Genomic DNA, 16,423 nt, shown 5'->3' with positions numbered 1-16,423 from the left:
GATTTATTCAACAAAGCCAGGGAAAGAATGTCGTTGATCTCACGCTGAGACAGGCCGGTGTAGCCACCAGCAGCGGCATTGCTATTAACCAGTTGAATCACTCGCATCACGTCGGCGCGACAGGTGATCCGGTAGCGGAAGTGGCTACCAATACCATCGCCGTTAGGCTCATCGATGCGCTCAAGGCGAATATCAAGCCTTCTCTCGATTTCTGTCGCGTAGTTACGGGCGCTGGACAAGCGGCAGTAGCGGAGAATCTCGTTCTCAGTGAAGCCATTGACGCCGGTACGCATCATGTAGACGCGGGCGCGATGTTTCTTTGGGGTTGGCTTAATGGTTGCGGCAGGCGTAATATCAGAGGCGTCAGCTCCCTGATTAGCCGCCTGTAATGGGCGGTTTTTCATTTCCATCAGGCCACCTCACCACGAGATTCGGCGATGCGCAGATTAATCCAGTCATCAACTTCACTTTCAACGAAAGCGATAGCGCGGGAACCAATTTTTACTGATTGAGGAAAGCGACTTTCTTTAAGCAGACGATAAATCCACGCCTTGCTGTAGCCAGTACGCCGCTGAACCTCTGGCAGACGAATGAGTGTATTAGACATTTGAAATGCTCCTGTAGTTGATTGGCGTCTACAGGAGTCATTAAAGCGATGATGACCATAGCGATCACTGTAATAGGGGTAACAGAAACCCCTATAGGGGCATCATTCCTTGATGCTGCGATTTGCTTCGGCAAATTTCTTCTCAAGATTTGTATCGCTAATCCCGTATTTCCCGACATGATGACCAAGCAATGTCTGAATAATGGCTGCTTGATTGTCAAATATGGAATAGCGTTGTCCGCCTGGTGATTTACTAAGCATGATGGATATCAGCCCGCCGATGACATTCAAATATGAACGCTCGCTACGCCCATCCATACCTCCTACACCCTTCTCGACCATATTTTTGAGCGAAGCGTTTTCTCCCTCAAGAGACTCAATCTTCCTTTTTTGCTCTTTAAAAATCTCTTCGGCTTTATTAATCCTTACTTGTAAATGATCACGATCCGCAAGTAACGTCTGATATACCTCGACAGTGATTGATGAGTGGGTGTTTCTTTCAATATCATCAAAAATCAATTTCGGCTTTTCATTGGGAAAGGTTTTTATTAGCCATTCTTTAAAATCTTTAAGAAGCACAGTGCGCCGCTCAGGGGCTACGTGGTCATCACTAATTGTATGACATCTGCCATCACGTCCTACAGCTAACTCTTTGGCTTCGATAGAGTCCATTATCGCCGCTGCTCTAAACTCAAGGCAGGATATATAGGGATGCTGAGGAATTGCCCTGCGGGGATACGTACATTCGCCTATTACTTCGCTAAAGTCATGAGGTTCAATTCCACACCATAACATCGCCATCTGTTCAACTGTGTAATATGCAAAATATCTCTGAAATGGTTCACAATTTTCTTTATCGTAGTTGACCATTAAACGCCACCTCACGCCCTCTTAAATTGGCGGCTATGCCAGCCCGTAGAGGTGTACGGATTTTCGGGGATCAGCCTAGACATAGCCTATTCTTTGTTCGTTTACTGAAGTCTACTACCTTCATCTAACACTGTCTATTCATCCAGTTATGCACGTTTCCCAAACGATCCATGAACCACGTTCTCACCATTCTCCAGCGCATCCATATAATCGGCATACCACTGGAGCATTTCACGGCGTCCGTCCAGATATTGGGCATGGTTATAGGTGCCTCGGATGCTGTTTTTATCTGCATGCGCCAGCTGTGTTTCAATCCAGGCAGTGTTGTAGCCTTGTTCATGCAGAATGGTGCTCATGGTGTGCCGGAAGCCATGCCCAGTTGCCTGGCCGTCATAGCCGATACGTTTGATCACCTGATTAATGCTGGCTTCGCTCATAGTCTTTCCGGCATCGTTGCGCCCGGGGAAAACAAAGCGCCCTCTCCCGGTCAGCTGGTGGACTTCTTCGAGGAGAGACTTTGCCTGGAGGGAAAGTGGCACTACATGAGGGCGGCGCATCTTCATCCGTTCTGCAGGTATCTGCCAGATGCCTTTCTCCAAATCGAATTCAGCCCATTCAGCGGCGCGTAATTCAATCGTGCGTGTGCCAGTAAGCATCAACAGCCGGGTGGCATTTTGTGTAACCTTACTGCCAGTGTATTCACTAAGTGCGCGAAGGAAGCCGCCAATCTGTTCAATGAGAAGATAAGGGAAATGCTTTTGCTTTGGCGCTTTTAGTGCGCCGGCGAGATCGGTAACAGGGTTATGCTCTGCCCTGCCGGTGATGATGGCGTAGGTAAAAATCTGACGGCAAGCCTGACGTGTTTTCTTCAGTTTATCCAGAACGCCACGCTGCTCCATCTTTCTGAGCACCAGCAGCATCTCTGCCGCTTTGATTTCTGCGATGGCACGTTTACCGATAAACGGGAACACATCTTTTTGCAGGTACTCAAGGATGTCACTAGCATAGCCCTGTGACCAGTTAGGGCGCTTATGCTCATGCCATTCAATCGCTAGTGCTTCGAAGCTGTTACTGACAGCCAGAATCTTAGCCTGCTTTTCCGTCTGTTTAACCTCACCCGGATCACCACCAGCAGCTAAAGTGCGTTTTGCTTCATCACGCTTCGCCCTGGCATCGGCGAGAGAGACATCAGGATATACCCCCAGCGCCAGTAGCTTTTCTTTTCCCGCAACGCGGTACTTTAAGCGCCAGTATCGTGAGCCATTGGTGTTAACGAGAAGGTAAAGCCCGCCGCCGTCAGAGAGCTTGTAGGCTTTATCTTTAGCCTTTGAAGTGTCCACTGTGCGGGCATTAAGTTTCAATTTGGGGGTATCTCATTTCATTGAACAGGAACCTACCCCCAAATGTACCCCCACATGGATATAGATTTCAATAGATGTTAGTAGACGTCAGGACAACGAGATTAGCCGGAGAGTGCTTGCTGCTTGGGGTTTTGTGTACTTGATTAGACTTGAGGAGAAGTAAAAATGGCACGCCCTACAGGATTCGAACCTGTGACCTACGGCTTAGAAGGCCGGTGCTCTATCCAACTGAGCTAAGGGCGCATGGAGATGGCACGGATTATACGTCGGGAAGCGGGTACGTCAACGTTTTTGCCGTTTCTCCGCAGCGAAGTGCTGCGGTAATGACCAATTGGCGTCAGTGACGCCTGCGCCATTCGCTGAGCGACACGAGTTTACTGTTGTCGGTAAATTCTCCTTCCAGCTCAATCCCTTGTGATGTGAAACGCGTATTGTATTGCTCACGAAGTGCATGTAGCGCCGGGATGTCCGGCTCCAGCTGGCGCAGAAAGCCCAGCGCGAGCAGCAGCTGCTGGCGGCTAATAAGCGGTGGAAAACCGGCACGACTGAGAATCGCATGCCAGCGTTGGCTGTTCTCCTCGCTGCCGTCAACAATCAACACCTGCCAGATCAGCAGTACCGCCGCGCCATTATGCAGATGCGTTTCATTATCGTTGCTGAGATAGTCGGTAAACTCTTTCGCCGCCTCTTTCCCCATCATAGAAATCATTGATTCCACCTGTACCGGTGGCAGCTGCAGCCGTTTGCTGAGCCGCTGAGCGGCGTGACGTGAGCCAGCGGTGAGCAGCTGAAATCCAGCGACAAACACCACCGCCAGAGTAGCAAGCATTATCCAAATCATTACATCGTCCCCTGATTGTCCTGCAGATATCATACGCATGCAGGCCGGCACTCGTCGCGACGAAAAAGCCGGAAAGCGCGTACGCGTCTGAAACTGTAACTGACAGCGCGCCACGCTTCTGACAAAATAGCCCCCTTCCCCCGATTCAACACAACACAGTGGATTTCCTCTCTGATGGCAGCAAAAATTATTGACGGTAAAACGATTGCGCAGCAGGTGCGCCTTGAGGTTGCGGAAAAAGTGAAGCAGCGTCTGGCGGCCGGCAAACGTGCGCCGGGACTGGCAGTGGTTCTGGTGGGTGAAAACCCGGCATCGCAGATTTACGTGGCCAGCAAACGCCGCGCCTGTGAAGAGGTGGGGTTCCTCTCCCGCTCCTACGATCTGCCCGCCACTACCCGTGAAGCGGAGCTGCTGGAGCTGATCGACCAGCTCAATCAGGACAACGACATTGATGGCATTCTGGTGCAGCTGCCGCTGCCAGCCGGCATCGACAACGTCAAAGTGCTGGAGCGCATCACGCCCGATAAAGATGTCGATGGCTTCCATCCCTATAACGTCGGTCGCCTGTGCCAGCGTGCGCCAAAACTGCGCCCCTGCACCCCGCGCGGTATTGTGACGTTGCTGGAGCGTTATAACATCGATACTTATGGCCTGAACGCAGTGGTGGTTGGCGCGTCCAACATCGTCGGTCGGCCAATGAGCATGGAACTGCTGCTGGCGGGCTGTACCACCACCGTCACCCACCGTTTTACCAAAGATCTGCGTCATCACGTTGAACATGCCGATCTGCTGGTGGTCGCGGTCGGTAAACCGGGCTTTATTCCGGGCGACTGGATTAAGCCGGGCGCTATTGTGATTGATGTGGGCATTAACCGGCTGGAAAGCGGCAAAGTGGTTGGCGACGTCGATTTTGATTCCGCGTCACAGCGCGCGGCCTATATCACGCCGGTACCAGGCGGTGTCGGACCAATGACCGTTGCAACCCTGATTCAAAACACGCTGCAGGCGTGTGAAGAGTTTCATGATGGAGAGGTAGAATAAATGGCAACTTTTTCGCTGGGAAAATTCCCGCACGTCGATCTGTGTGATCTGCTGAAACTGGAAGGCTGGGTTCAGAGCGGCGCACAGGCTAAAGTCGTGATCGCTGAGGGTGAAGTGAAGGTCGATGGCGCAGTGGAAACGCGTAAACGCTGCAAAATCGTTGCCGGTCAGACCGTGGAATTCTCGGGTTTCCGCATTACTGTGGTCGCGTAAACCTCCGGCGTCCCTGCGGGGACGCTGTTACAACAACGCCTCCCCTTTTACCCGCGTCTCCCCTTCCCGCTGTTCCAGCGCAATATGATTCACCGCCGTGTGCTGCGCAATCAACGTCGCCAGCCGGGGCGAATGGCTGGTGATCCAGAGCTGACTGAACTCACTGGCTTCAGCGATTAAGCGTGCCAGCGCCGGCAGCAGATCTTCATGCAGGCTGTTCTCCGGTTCATTCAGCGCCATAAAGGCGGGTGGACGCGGGCTGAGCAGCGCCACCACCAGACAGAGAAACCGCAGCGTACCGTCAGAAAACTCGGCGCTTTCCAGCGGGCGCAGAATGCCACGTCGCGACATCAGCATCTGAAAACGGCCGTTCTGGACCTCCACCTCACACTGGCTGTCGGGAAAGGCCTGCGCCATCACCTCAAACAACAGCTCGGAATGACCGCGCTCCACAATAGTCGCCCAGGCCGCCGCCAGATTACTGCCGTCATGCGCCAGCACCGGGGCCCGGACGCCAATCTGTGGCGCACGAATCGGCGAGCCCGGCCAGACAGCGAACTCATGATAGAAACGCCAGTGGCGCAGTCGTTCACGTAGCTGGGAAAGTTCAGGATAACGATGGGGTTCGCCGAGCTGACCAAACAGCGACTCCTCCGGATGCAGCACTGCCGGATAGGCAACGCGTTCGCCCTCAACATTGTGCAGAAAGGCAGTCTGATTTTCACGCTGCAGGATGCAGCAGGAAGGACGGCGCTGTTGTCCGCTCAGCCACAGTCGCTCCTGCTTCACCAGCGGATCGAGATTGAACAGGCTGGTGACCAGCGGTTCGGGAAAACCGATCTCCAGCTGATAATCCATATCCTCCATCACCACCGCCAGCATCAGCCGCTTCGGATCATGGTGACGATCGCCACGTCGTAAGCCACCGGCCCACATCGCTTTCTGAATGCCGCCTTCCTCGGCCAGCGCCAGCGCCAGACGCCCGCTGGCCGCCTCATGCAGCAGCCGCACCGCTTTATACAGGTTGGATTTACCGCAGCCGTTAGGACCGCTGACCACATTGAGCTGCTGCAGCGGCAGCGTCAGATCACGAATCGATCGAAAGCCGCGTATCTGAATCTGTTCAATCGCCATAATAAAAAAGGGCGATTGCTCGCCCTCTCCGGTTTATTTGCGGCGCCAGCTGGAGCCCTGCGGTCCATCTTCAACGATCACGCCGAGCGCGTTCAGCTTGTCGCGGGCGATATCCGCCTGCGCCCAGTCTTTGGCGGCACGCGCATCGGCACGCGCTTTCACCCAATGTTCAATCTCAGCGACGTCTTCATCATTCACCTGCGCACCGCTTTGCAGGAACTGCTCCGGATCCTGTTGCAGGATGCCCAGCACGTTAGCGATCTCGCGCAGCTTCGCCGCCAGGCCATTCGCTGCATCACGATCTTCGCTTTTCAGGCGATTCACTTCACGCGCCATATCAAACAGCACCGAATAGGCTTCCGGCGTGTTGAAGTCATCATCCATGGCGGTGCGAAAACGTGTTTCAAACGCTTCGCCACCGTGGGCGGGCACGCTGCTATCAGTGTGGCGCAGCGCGGTATAGAGACGCTCCAGCGCCGCACGCGCCTGATTCAGGTTATCTTCGCCATAGTTCAGCTGGCTGCGATAGTGACCGGACATCAGGAAGTAACGCACAGTTTCAGCGTCATAATGCTGTAGCACGTCACGCACCGTGAAGAAGTTGCCAAGCGATTTCGACATCTTCTCGCGATCCACCATCACCATACCGGAGTGCATCCAGTAGTTAACGTAGGGACCTCGTGCGCGCAGGTCGACTGAGCGATCTCGTTTTCATGGTGCGGGAACATCAGGTCTGAGCCGCCGCCGTGAATATCAAAATGGGTGCCGAGCTGCTTGCAGTTCATCGCCGAGCATTCAATGTGCCAGCCGGGACGCCCGTTGCCCCACGGAGATGACCAGGCTGGCTCATCGGCTTTGGACATTTTCCACAGCACGAAATCCATCGGGTTGCGCTTCACGTCGGCGACTTCGACCCGTGCGCCCGCCTGCAGCTGCTCCAGATCCTGACGTGACAGTGCGCCATAATCGGTATCGCTCATCACATCAAACATCACGTCGCCGTTGTCGGCCACGTAAGCGTGGTCACGGGCGAGCAGCGCTTCAACCAGTTCGATGATCTCGGCGATGTGGCGCGTGGCGCGTGGCTCCTGATCGGGCGGTAAAATGCCCAGCGCAGCGAAATCGTTGTGCATCTCACCAATCATCCGGTTGGTCAGGGTTTCGATGCTTTCACCGTTTTCATTGGCACGCTTGATAATTTTATCGTCGATGTCGGTGATATTACGCACGTAGTCCAGCTGGTAGCCGAGGTAACGCAGGTAGCGTGCCACCACGTCAAACGCCACGAACGTCCGCCCATGCCCAATGTGACAGAGGTCATACACCGTGATGCCGCAAACATACATCCCGATTTTACCGGCATGAATGGGTCTGAATTCCTCTTTCTGTCGACTCAGGGTGTTATAAATCTTAAGCATTGAACGGTTCCGTATTGGCGTGTGGTTGACACTTTTAAGTATCCAGACATTGTGCCGTATTTTTATCGCTTGCGCGACGCAAAGCAAGCCAACTGCGCCGCGCTGCTGACGCGTCATCAGAAATTATGATATAAGAACGGTCGACAAAAAGAGGCACGCCAATTGATAAAGCGGCCTCAGCAACTGACGACAACCTTTACAGGACGACAAAAATGGTAACTTTCCAGACGAACCATGGCGATATCGTAATCAAAACCTTCGATGATAAAGCGCCGGCAACCGTAAAGAACTTCCTGGATTACTGCCGTGAAGGTTTCTACGACAACACCATTTTCCACCGGGTGATCAATGGCTTTATGATTCAGGGCGGCGGCTTCGAGCCGGGCATGAAGCAGAAAGCCACCAAAGATGAAATCCAGAACGAAGCCAGCAATGGCCTGAAAAACACCAAAGGTACGCTGGCAATGGCACGCACCTCTGCGCCGCACTCTGCGACCGCACAGTTTTTCATCAACGTGGCCGACAATGACTTCCTGAACTTCCGTGACGAAAGCGTCCAGGGCTGGGGTTATTGTGTGTTCGCCGAAGTGGTTGAAGGCATGGATGTGGTCGAGAAAATCAAAGGCGTTTCAACTGGCCGTAGCGGCATGCACCAGGATGTGCCGAAAGATGACGTGATCATCCAGAAAGTGACCGTCAGCGAGTAATGTCGCGCACCCTGTTTATCGCAGACCTCCATCTGTGTCAGGAAGAACCGGCGATCACCGCCGGTTTTCTGCATTTTTTACAGCGCGAAGCGCCACACTGCGACGCGCTCTATATTCTTGGCGATCTGTTTGAAGCCTGGATTGGTGACGATGATCCTAATCCACTGCATCAGCAGGTCGCCAGCGCCCTGCGCGCCCTCTCCGTTCCGGTCTATTTTATTCACGGCAATCGCGATTTCCTGATCGGTCAGCGCTTCGCCCGCGCCAGCGGTATGACGCTGCTGCCTGAAGAACAGGTGCTGACGCTCTACGGTCACCGTCTGCTGATCATGCATGGCGATACGCTCTGCACCGATGACGCCGGCTATCTGCGTTTTCGGGCTAAAGTCCATAACCGGTGGATTCAGCGGCTGTTTCTTGCGCTGCCACTGTCGTTGCGTAAACGCATCGCCGCCCGGATGCGCGCCGACAGCAAACAGGCCAATCAGCATAAATCCGTCTCCATCATGGATGTGAATCACGAAGCAGTCACCGCCACCCTGCTGCGCCAGCAGGTGCGTCTGCTGATCCACGGCCATACCCACCGTCCGGCCATACATCAACTGACGTTGCAGGGTGAAACTGCTCAGCGCGCGGTACTGGGTGCCTGGCACAGCCGGGGATCTATGATTCAGCTCGACGCCAGCGGCATTCAGCTGATCGATTTCGCCTTTTAATCGTCGGGAAAATCCGCCCCTTTCGCCCGACGCAACCGTTTTCCTTGCTCGCTTCTCATGCTATTCTCTGTGCCCTTCAAAACCTGTCCGCCCGGCCAGGTCTGTTTGTTCATTCACAGGAGTTGACCGCATGTCATCCAACGCCGCCCCGGCCCGCATCGCGATTGTTATGGGTTCTAAAAGTGACTGGTCCACCATGCAGTTCACTGCGGAAATCCTTACCAGCCTGGACGTGCCCTTCCATGTTGAAGTGGTCTCCGCACACCGTACGCCGGATAAACTGTTCAGCTTTGCCGAAACCGCCGCTGACCAGGGTTTTCAGGTCATTATTGCTGGCGCGGGTGGCGCGGCACATCTGCCGGGTATGCTGGCGGCTAAAACTCTGCTGCCGGTACTGGGCGTGCCGGTACAGAGTGCCGCGCTGAGCGGCGTCGATAGCCTCTATTCGATTGTGCAGATGCCGCGCGGGATTCCGGTCGGTACGCTGGCGATCGGCAAAGCCGGTGCTGCCAATGCCGCACTGCTGGCGGCGCAGATTCTGGCGATTCACGACGGCGCACTGGCGTCACGGCTGGCGAACTGGCGTCAGAGCCAGACTGATGAAGTGCTGAATCATCCCGATCCACGGGAGGAAGCATGAAGCCAGTTTGCGTACTCGGTAACGGTCAGTTAGGCCGTATGCTGCGTCAGGCGGGTGAACCGCTGGGGATTGCGGTCTATCCGGTGGGTCTGGATGCCGATCCAGCTACCCTGCCAATTGCCGACAGCGTCATCACCGCCGAAATCGAGCGCTGGCCGGAAACCGCGCTGACTCATGAACTGGCGAGTCATCCGGCGTTTGTGAATCGCGAGATATTTCCGCGTCTGGCCGATCGCCTCTCTCAGAAACAGCTACTGGATCAGCTCCATCTTGCGACTGCGCCGTGGCAGTTGCTGGCCGACAAAAGCGAATGGCCATCAGTGTTTGCCTCGCTCGGTGAACTGGCGATTGTGAAACGTCGCACCGGCGGCTATGACGGACGCGGTCAGTGGCGTCTGCGCGCCGGCGAAACCGATGCGCTGCCGGAAGAGTGCTATGGCGAATGCATCGTCGAACAGGGAATTAATTTCTCCGGCGAAGTGTCGCTGGTTGGCGCGCGCGGTCACGATGGTGGCACGGTGTTCTATCCGCTGACCCACAATCTGCATCAGGACGGCATTCTGCGCACCAGCGTGGCGTGGCCCGTGGCGGATCAGGCTCAGCAGCAGCAAGCGGAAGCGATGCTGAGCGCCATCATGCAGGAACTGAACTATGTCGCGTGATGGCAATGGAGTGTTTTGTCACGCCGGACGGTCTGCTGATTAATGAACTGGCGCCGCGCGTCCACAATAGCGGTCACTGGACACAGAATGGCGCCTCCATCAGCCAGTTCGAACTGCATTTGCGGGCGATTCTGGCGCTGCCGTTGCCACAGCCGGTGGTGTTTGCGCCGTCGGTGATGGTCAATCTGATTGGCACCGCCGTGAATATCGACTGGTTGCAGCAGCCGCTGGTACACCTGCACTGGTATGACAAAGAGGTGCGTCCGGGCCGTAAGGTCGGGCATCTCAATCTGACCGACAGTGATACAGCGCGGCTCAGGGCGGCCCTTAACGCGCTGGTGCCCCAGCTACCGGAAGAGTACGCCAGCGGTATCGCCTGGGCCGTTGAAAAACTGTAATCTCCGCACCAAAGCCTGCTGATGGCATTTTCAGGCGGCTGAGAGCGATGGAGAGTCCCCTGTAAGTCAGAGGCAGACGCCGGTAACGGGAAACGATCGCAAAGACGCAAAAACGGCACCCCTGCCAGCCCGGCACGCACCATTACGCACCTCATCCCTGAGGTGCGCCCGTAGCCGGGCCAACGCGTTGCGTTGTTTAAAAACGCTCCCGGCGTTTTTTATCCAGCCGGCGTGACACTTTGCTCTTCATTTCCCGTTACCCGCTTGCTGGTTACGGGTGCGATCTGGAAGACGACCAGATGCTGACCGGATGCGGTCTGGACGATGGTTAAACCCAGCCTTCCCTTATGCCGCATCAAACTTCCTGAACAGCGCTTTGCCTTTCAGTAGCCGTACCCCGAGCCAGCCCCCGCACAACGACAGCAGCAACGCGCCGCACAACGGTAACGCCAGCCACAGGGTCCAGTCAGGCTGCCACGGAAAATCAAAGATCTTGCGCTGCAATCCCCACAGCGCCGCTTCCGCGCCAATCGCTGCAGCCACACCAGAGACCACGCCAAGCAGGGCAAACTCGCACCATAACGTAGTGCGTAGCAGCCGTTTACTGGCCCCCAGCGTCCGGTAAACCACCAGTTCCTGACGCCGCTGACGCATCCCGACCTGAATCTGCGCCAGCAACAGCAGCACACCGCAGGCGGTCACCAGTATCACCATAATCTCCAGCGCCTGACTGACCTGTGCCAGCACCTGGCCGATCTGCCGCATGATACTGCCGATATCCAGCAGACTCAGCGCCGGGAAGCTGCGGTTCAGCTCCGCCAGCAATGCCGGATTGGCATCCATACGGAAGCTGGTGAGCCAGGTCTGTGGCTGGCTATCCAGCGCGCCCGGCGGAAAGATAAAGAAGAAATTCGGCTTCAGACTCTCCCAGTCCACTTTTCGCAGGCTGGTGATTCTGGCGCTGAATTTTTGCGTATCGCCATCAAAGGTCAGGGTATCACCGAGCTTTAGCCCTAAGCGAGTCGCCAGCTCCGCCTCCATCGAGACCTCGCCCGCTTTCGGCGGCCAGCTGCCAGCGACCAGCGGGTTGTGGTCTGGACGCTCCGCCAGCGCGGTAAGGTTAAGCTCACGGTTAAGGGCGTTATCCAGCGTCGGATCGGCCGGTTTGCCATTGAGTTCGCTGAGCCGTACTCGCGCAATCGGGTAGAAGGTTTCGGGTTTGATCTGATGAGACTGCAGGAAATCGCGCACCTGCGGCACCTGATCCGCTGTCATATTCAGCAGGAAGAAGTTCGGGCTGTCGGCCGGTAACTGCTGCTGCCAGCGGTCGAGCAGATCGCCGCGCATCACCAGCAGCAGCGCCAGCAGCATAAATGACAGCGAAAAGGCGGAGAGCTGGCTCAGCGTGGTGCCCGGCTGGCGCAGCAGACGGTTGATCGCCAGCCGTAGCGCCAGGTTGCGTACCACCAGCCGACGCAGCAGCAGCAGCGTGCCCCAGCCCAGCAGCGACAGCAGTCCGGCCAGTACCACCACGCCTGCCAGCAGCGCCCACAGCATTTTACTGCCGCCCACCAGCAGCGCCAGTAGCCCCACCACCACCGCAGCCATCAGCGGAATATAGATTTTCAGCGGCCACAGGTTAGCGACCGCATCACGCCGCAGTACCCGCAACGGCTGAGTCGCCAGCAGCAGGCGATAAGGACGCAGTCCCACCAGCAGTGAGATAACGAACAGCGAGCCAACTGCCCAGACCCACGGCCAGAAGCTCGCAGCCGGTAAGCTGGCCGGCAGCACCGGTTTCAGCATCGCCATCAGTACCGCTTCAACTGCCTGGCCCAGCAGGCTGCCTGCTATCGCAGCCAGCAGCAGCACCGCCAGCCACTGACCGATAATCAACTTCTGCAACGCACCGTGGGTCGCCCCCAGCGTCTTCAGCACCGCCACCAGATCGTAGCGGCTGCGGCAATAATGGCTCATGGCCACTGCCACCGCAGCAATCGCCAGCATCAGGGTCAGCAGCGCAGATAACAGCAGGAACTGCTGCGCCCGCTGCATCGAACGTCCCAGTGCATCCTCCGAGTTTTCAATGCTGATCCAGCGCTGGTCAGCTTTGATCTGCGGTTCTATCCAGCGGTCATAGCGCGCCAGTTGCTCCGGGTTGCCAGAAAATTTGTAGCGCCAGCTGATACGACTGCCGGGCTGAATCGCCCCGGTTTTTGCCGCATCCGCCAGGTTGATCAGCAGTCGCGGTACCATCTCAAACGGGTTAAAACCGCCGTCCGGCTCCTGAATCACTTCACCGGCAATCCGCAGCTGGGTATCACCCACCTCAAGCAGATCGCCCACTTTCAGATTGAGCAGCGCCATCAGCCGCGGTGCCGCCAGTGCGGTGCCCGCCTGTGGCTTCAGGCCCGCGGGTTGGGTCTGCAGCGTGCCAAACATCGGATAGTGGTCATCCACCGCTTTCACCGCCGCCAGCTGCGGCGTCTGATCGGCAAAAGTCATGGTCATAAAGGTCAGCTGCCGGCTGACCGTCAGCCCGGTTTCCCGCGCTTTATCCAGCCATGCCTCCGGTGCCGCGTCACTGCTGCGTAGCGTCCGGTCGCCCGCCATAAAATCACGGCTCTGCTGACTAAGGCCTTTCTCCATCCGATCGCTGATCGAACCCAGCGCCAGTACGCAGGCCACCGCCAGCGTCAACGCCAGCCAGACAATTAACAGCGAGGGCGAGCGCCACTCGCGCCAGAACCAGCGCCAGATCATTGCTCCTCCCACAATTTACCGTCCCGCAGCCGCAGGCGACGATCGCAGCGCGCCGCCAGTTGCTCATCGTGGGTGACAAGAATCAGGGTGGTGGCAAAATCGCGATTCAGCGAAAACAGCAGGTCGGCAATCCGATCGCCGGTTTTGCGGTCGAGATTGCCGGTCGGCTCATCGGCAAACAGCAGGCCTGGACGGCCACTGAAGGCACGCGCCAGCGCCACACGCTGCTGCTCGCCGCCGGAAAGCTGCGCCGGCAGATGGTGCAGACGTTCACCCAGTCCCAGCAGCGTCAACAGCTCCCGCGCCTGCTCGCGGCTCTGGCGATCGCTGTCGCCACGCAGCAGTGACGGCAGCTGCACGTTCTCCAGCGCATTCAGGGTCGGCACCAGCATAAAAGACTGAAAGACAAACCCGACCTGGCGAGCACGTAACGCCGCACGCTGCTCTTCGTTCATCTGATGCAGCGGCTGGCCCAGCAGATGAACCTCACCGCTGCTGCCATCGTCCAGTCCGGCCAGAATCCCCAGCAAGGTTGACTTACCGGAGCCCGATTCGCCGATCAGCGCGATGGTCTCAGCTGGTTTGACAACTAACTCAACTCCGGTAAGGATGGTTAACTGATGCTCTCCCTGACCGACGGATTTAGTAAGATGATGAACTTCAACAATGTTTTCCGCTGGCATTATCCCTTCCTGTTATTGATTCTTTTGCTGGTGTCGCGTTTTGCCGCCGCTGACACCCTGATGGTGCTGGGCGACAGCCTGAGCGCCGGATATCGGATGTCTGCGACTGCGGCCTGGCCGAGCCTGCTGAATAAGCAGTGGCAACAGCAGCCCAGAGTGATCAACGCCAGCATCAGCGGCGATACCGCCGCACAAGGACTGGCGCGTTTGCCCGCGCTATTAAAGCAGCATCAGCCGCAATGGGTGTTAATCGAATTGGGCGGTAACGACGGTCTGCGCGGTTTCCCGCCCGCTGATATCGCGCAAAATCTGCGTAAAGTGATCGACGATGTTAAAGCCGCTAACGCGAAGCCGCTGCTGATGCAGATTCGTCTGCCGGCCAATTACGGACGCCGCTATACCGAGGCATTCAGCGGTATCTATCCTGATTTAGCGCAGCAGTACAACATTCCGCTGGTGCCCTTTTTCATGGAGCAGGTCTACCTGAAGCCGGAGTGGATGCAGCAGGACGGTATTCATCCCAATCCGGATGCACAATCCTTTATTGCTCAGCTAATGGCAAAAGAACTGGCCCCCTTAGTTAAGCAGCCGTAGCGCGAACAGGCGCGAATAAAGGGTAAAGATATGCAAAAAACCATCCTGATTACAGGTTGTTCCAGCGGGATTGGCCTGGTGGCGGCGCACGATTTACAGGCGCGCGGCTACCGGGTGATCGCCGCCTGCCGCAAAGCGGATGATGTGGCGCGCATGGAAACGCTGGGCTTTATCGGGATCCAGCTGGATCTCGACGATCCACACAGTGTCGACCACGCGGCCGATAAGGTCATCGCACTTAGCGATAACCGTCTGGCCGCCCTGTTTAATAATGCCGGCTTTGGACTTTATGGACCGTTACGCACCCTCTCCCGCCAGCAGCTGGAACAGCAGTTTTCCAGTAACTTCTTCGGTGTGCATCAGCTGACGCTGCGGCTGATCCCCGCGCTGGCGGCCAGCGGCGATGGCCGGATTATTAATACCAGTTCGGTGCTCGGGCTGATCTCGACGCCTGGCCGGGGCGCTTATGCCGCCAGTAAATATGCGCTGGAAGCCTGGAGCGATGCGCTGCGGCTGGAGCTGCGCGCCAGTCACATTCGCGTCAGCCTGATTGAACCGGGCCCGATTCATACCCGTTTCACCGATAATGTGACCCAGGGCGAGCAGAATAAGCCGGTGCGTAATCCGGCCATGGCCGCACGCTTTACGCTGCCGCCGGAGGCCATTCTGCCTAAACTTCATCATGCACTCGAGAGCAAACATCCGCGTTTACGCTATCCGGTGACGCTGGTCGCACATGCCATGAGCCTGCTGAAACGCCTGTTGCCAGGCTGGATGCTGGATCGCATTTTGCGCAGTCATTAAGCGCCCGGCCTGATTAGAACTTGAAGCGCGGCCAGTCGGCCCCATATTCTTTAAACACTTTTTGCAAAGAGACTTCTCCATGTCACCACATGCTTCGATAATCGACATCAACGAATCTAACCTGCATCAGACGCTTGAGCAGTCGATGCAGCTGCCGGTGCTGTTTTACTTCTGGTCTGAGCGCAGCCAGCATTGCCAGGAGCTGACGCCGGTGCTGGAGCGGCTGGCGCAGGAGTATGCCGGCCAGTTTATTCTCGCCCGACTGGATTGCGATAAAGAGCAAATGGTGGCGTCGCAGTTTGGTCTGCGCTCGATTCCAACCGTCTATCTGTTCCAGAACGGTCAGCCGGTCGATGGCTTCCAGGGACCGCAACCGGAAGAAGCGATTCGCGCCCTGCTGGAAAAAGTTCTGCCGCGTGAAGAAGAATTGAAAGCCCAGCAGGCGATGGCGCTGATGGAAGAAGGCAAACCGCTGGAGGCGCTGCCGCTGTTAAAAGAGGCCTGGCAGCTGAGCAACCAGTCCAGCGAAATGGGCTTCCTGCTGGCCGACGTGCTGATCACCCTGAGCCGCAGCGATGAAGCGGAAACGGTGCTGAAAGCCGTACCGTTACAGGATCAGGATACCCGTTATCAAAGCCTGATGGCGCAGATCGATCTGCTGAAACAGGCCGCGGATACGCCGGAGATTCAGCAGCTGCAATCCCAGCTGGAGGCCGACCCGACTAACGCCGGGCTGGCTGCTAAACTCTCGTTACAGCTGCATCAGGTGGGTCGTAATGAAGAAGCGCTGGAACTGCTGTTCAGCTTCCTGAAATCCGATCTTAATGCTGCTGACGGCCAGGCGCGTAAAATGCTGCAGGAGATTCTGGCGGCGCTGGGAACCGGCGATGCACTCGCTGCACGTTATCGTCGCCAGCTCTACTCCCTGCTCTACTAACGGCGGGACCACGGGCCGAAGCGACTCGGCCCGT

The 16,423-nt window shown here is 56.6% G+C and carries 16 protein-coding genes, 1 tRNA gene and 2 pseudogenes; 9 read left to right on the top strand and 10 right to left on the bottom strand.

The genetic code is table 11. The features are described 5' to 3' along the window. From HA41_RS14805 to HA41_RS14780, 6 genes are all read right to left on the bottom strand, one after another. Nucleotides 1-410: hypothetical protein (locus HA41_RS14805; RefSeq protein ID WP_094121418.1), on the bottom strand; the 410-nt coding region annotated here is incomplete at its 3' end. After that, nucleotides 410-607, bottom strand: a complete 198-nt coding sequence (locus HA41_RS14800) for a helix-turn-helix transcriptional regulator (RefSeq protein ID WP_094121417.1) — start codon at nt 605-607, stop codon at nt 410-412. The genes HA41_RS14800 and HA41_RS14805, both read right to left, overlap by 1 nt. A 102-nt stretch (nt 608-709) precedes the next feature. Continuing rightward, nucleotides 710-1,477, bottom strand: a complete 768-nt coding sequence (locus HA41_RS14795) for a hypothetical protein (RefSeq protein WP_094121416.1) — start codon at nt 1,475-1,477, stop codon at nt 710-712. 146 nt (nt 1,478-1,623) lie between these two features. After that, a complete protein-coding gene (locus HA41_RS14790) occupies nt 1,624-2,838 on the bottom strand; it encodes a tyrosine-type recombinase/integrase (RefSeq protein WP_094121415.1) in 1,215 nt (404 codons plus the stop codon). A gap of 166 nt (nt 2,839-3,004) precedes the next feature. Continuing rightward, a tRNA-Arg gene (locus tag HA41_RS14785) sits at nt 3,005-3,081 on the bottom strand. Nucleotides 3,082-3,175: 94 nt separating this feature from the next. Next, on the bottom strand, nt 3,176-3,679 hold the full coding sequence (locus HA41_RS14780) for a DUF1198 family protein (RefSeq protein ID WP_094121414.1): 504 nt from the start codon (nt 3,677-3,679) through the stop codon (nt 3,176-3,178). Between the two features lie 174 nt (nt 3,680-3,853). Here HA41_RS14780 and folD point away from each other — a divergent pair, with 174 nt between their 5' ends. Together folD and ybcJ are read left to right on the top strand one after the other, a co-directional pair. Continuing rightward, on the top strand, nt 3,854-4,720 hold the full coding sequence (folD, locus tag HA41_RS14775) for a bifunctional methylenetetrahydrofolate dehydrogenase/methenyltetrahydrofolate cyclohydrolase FolD (RefSeq protein ID WP_031376076.1): 867 nt from the start codon (nt 3,854-3,856) through the stop codon (nt 4,718-4,720). After that, nucleotides 4,721-4,933, top strand: a complete 213-nt coding sequence (ybcJ, locus tag HA41_RS14770; protein ID WP_031376075.1) for a ribosome-associated protein YbcJ — start codon at nt 4,721-4,723, stop codon at nt 4,931-4,933. A gap of 27 nt (nt 4,934-4,960) precedes the next feature. On the opposite strand, the gene HA41_RS14765 is transcribed toward ybcJ, so the two are convergent. After that, nucleotides 4,961-6,067, bottom strand: coding sequence for an AAA family ATPase (locus HA41_RS14765; RefSeq protein WP_094121413.1), 1,107 nt, complete (start codon nt 6,065-6,067; stop codon nt 4,961-4,963). A 33-nt stretch (nt 6,068-6,100) separates the two neighbouring features. Further along, nucleotides 6,101-7,485, bottom strand: a pseudogene (cysS, locus tag HA41_RS14760) (cysteine--tRNA ligase). Nucleotides 7,486-7,697: 212 nt separating this feature from the next. Here cysS and ppiB point away from each other — a divergent pair. The 4 genes and pseudogenes from ppiB (at nt 7,698) to purK (ending at nt 10,608) form a co-directional block, all read left to right on the top strand. Next, nucleotides 7,698-8,192 (top strand): peptidylprolyl isomerase B, encoded by a 495-nt coding sequence (ppiB, locus tag HA41_RS14755; RefSeq protein ID WP_094121412.1) that lies wholly within the window; start codon nt 7,698-7,700, stop codon nt 8,190-8,192. Further along, the gene (lpxH, locus tag HA41_RS14750; protein WP_094121411.1) at nt 8,192-8,908 is read left to right on the top strand and encodes a UDP-2,3-diacylglucosamine diphosphatase; all 717 of its coding nucleotides are present in this window, start codon (nt 8,192-8,194) and stop codon (nt 8,906-8,908) included. The genes ppiB and lpxH overlap by 1 nt, the downstream gene beginning before the upstream one ends. Before the next feature lie 130 nt (nt 8,909-9,038). Beyond that, the gene (purE, locus tag HA41_RS14745; protein WP_094121410.1) at nt 9,039-9,548 is read left to right on the top strand and encodes a 5-(carboxyamino)imidazole ribonucleotide mutase; all 510 of its coding nucleotides are present in this window, start codon (nt 9,039-9,041) and stop codon (nt 9,546-9,548) included. Further along, nucleotides 9,545-10,608: pseudogene (gene purK / locus HA41_RS14740) on the top strand (5-(carboxyamino)imidazole ribonucleotide synthase). The gene purE and the pseudogene purK overlap by 4 nt, the downstream one beginning before the upstream one ends. A gap of 345 nt (nt 10,609-10,953) precedes the next feature. Here purK and ybbP read toward each other — a convergent pair. Further along, a complete protein-coding gene (ybbP, locus tag HA41_RS14735) occupies nt 10,954-13,371 on the bottom strand; it encodes a putative ABC transporter permease subunit YbbP (RefSeq protein ID WP_094121409.1) in 2,418 nt (805 codons plus the stop codon). Continuing rightward, nucleotides 13,368-14,054, bottom strand: coding sequence for a putative ABC transporter ATP-binding protein YbbA (ybbA, locus tag HA41_RS14730; protein ID WP_009091595.1), 687 nt, complete (start codon nt 14,052-14,054; stop codon nt 13,368-13,370). The genes ybbP and ybbA overlap by 4 nt, the downstream gene beginning before the upstream one ends. Here ybbA and tesA point away from each other — a divergent pair. The 3 genes from tesA (at nt 14,022) to HA41_RS14715 (ending at nt 16,389) form a co-directional block, all read left to right on the top strand. Further along, entirely contained in the window at nt 14,022-14,648 is a 627-nt protein-coding gene (tesA, locus tag HA41_RS14725; protein WP_143807338.1) for a multifunctional acyl-CoA thioesterase I/protease I/lysophospholipase L1, read from the top strand. The genes ybbA and tesA overlap by 33 nt on opposite strands. Nucleotides 14,649-14,678: 30 nt before the next feature. Further along, the gene (locus HA41_RS14720) at nt 14,679-15,452 is read left to right on the top strand and encodes an SDR family oxidoreductase (protein ID WP_094121407.1); all 774 of its coding nucleotides are present in this window, start codon (nt 14,679-14,681) and stop codon (nt 15,450-15,452) included. Nucleotides 15,453-15,531: 79 nt separating this feature from the next. Beyond that, nucleotides 15,532-16,389, top strand: coding sequence for a co-chaperone YbbN (locus HA41_RS14715; RefSeq protein WP_094121406.1), 858 nt, complete (start codon nt 15,532-15,534; stop codon nt 16,387-16,389). The last annotated feature ends 34 nt before the right edge of the window (nt 16,390-16,423 follow it).

Origin of the sequence: Pantoea conspicua (assembly GCF_002095315.1) — a bacterium.
Classification (GTDB): domain Bacteria; phylum Pseudomonadota; class Gammaproteobacteria; order Enterobacterales; family Enterobacteriaceae; genus Pantoea; species Pantoea conspicua.
Note: the sequence above shows the minus strand (reverse complement) of the source record. Positions and strands in the feature narration are given on the sequence as shown.

Coding starts and splice junctions, on each gene's coding strand:
- HA41_RS14800 (WP_094121417.1), bottom strand. CDS start 607: ATGTCTAATACACTCATTCGTCTGCCAGAGGTTCAGCGGCGTACTGGC.
- HA41_RS14795 (WP_094121416.1), bottom strand. CDS start 1,477: ATGGTCAACTACGATAAAGAAAATTGTGAACCATTTCAGAGATATTTT.
- HA41_RS14780 (WP_094121414.1), bottom strand. CDS start 3,679: ATGATTTGGATAATGCTTGCTACTCTGGCGGTGGTGTTTGTCGCTGGA.
- folD (WP_031376076.1), top strand. CDS start 3,854: ATGGCAGCAAAAATTATTGACGGTAAAACGATTGCGCAGCAGGTGCGC.
- ybcJ (WP_031376075.1), top strand. CDS start 4,721: ATGGCAACTTTTTCGCTGGGAAAATTCCCGCACGTCGATCTGTGTGAT.
- HA41_RS14765 (WP_094121413.1), bottom strand. CDS start 6,067: ATGGCGATTGAACAGATTCAGATACGCGGCTTTCGATCGATTCGTGAT.
- ppiB (WP_094121412.1), top strand. CDS start 7,698: ATGGTAACTTTCCAGACGAACCATGGCGATATCGTAATCAAAACCTTC.
- lpxH (WP_094121411.1), top strand. CDS start 8,192: ATGTCGCGCACCCTGTTTATCGCAGACCTCCATCTGTGTCAGGAAGAA.
- purE (WP_094121410.1), top strand. CDS start 9,039: ATGTCATCCAACGCCGCCCCGGCCCGCATCGCGATTGTTATGGGTTCT.
- ybbP (WP_094121409.1), bottom strand. CDS start 13,371: ATGATCTGGCGCTGGTTCTGGCGCGAGTGGCGCTCGCCCTCGCTGTTA.
- tesA (WP_143807338.1), top strand. CDS start 14,022: ATGATGAACTTCAACAATGTTTTCCGCTGGCATTATCCCTTCCTGTTA.
- ybbA (WP_009091595.1), bottom strand. CDS start 14,054: ATGCCAGCGGAAAACATTGTTGAAGTTCATCATCTTACTAAATCCGTC.
- HA41_RS14720 (WP_094121407.1), top strand. CDS start 14,679: ATGCAAAAAACCATCCTGATTACAGGTTGTTCCAGCGGGATTGGCCTG.
- HA41_RS14715 (WP_094121406.1), top strand. CDS start 15,532: ATGTCACCACATGCTTCGATAATCGACATCAACGAATCTAACCTGCAT.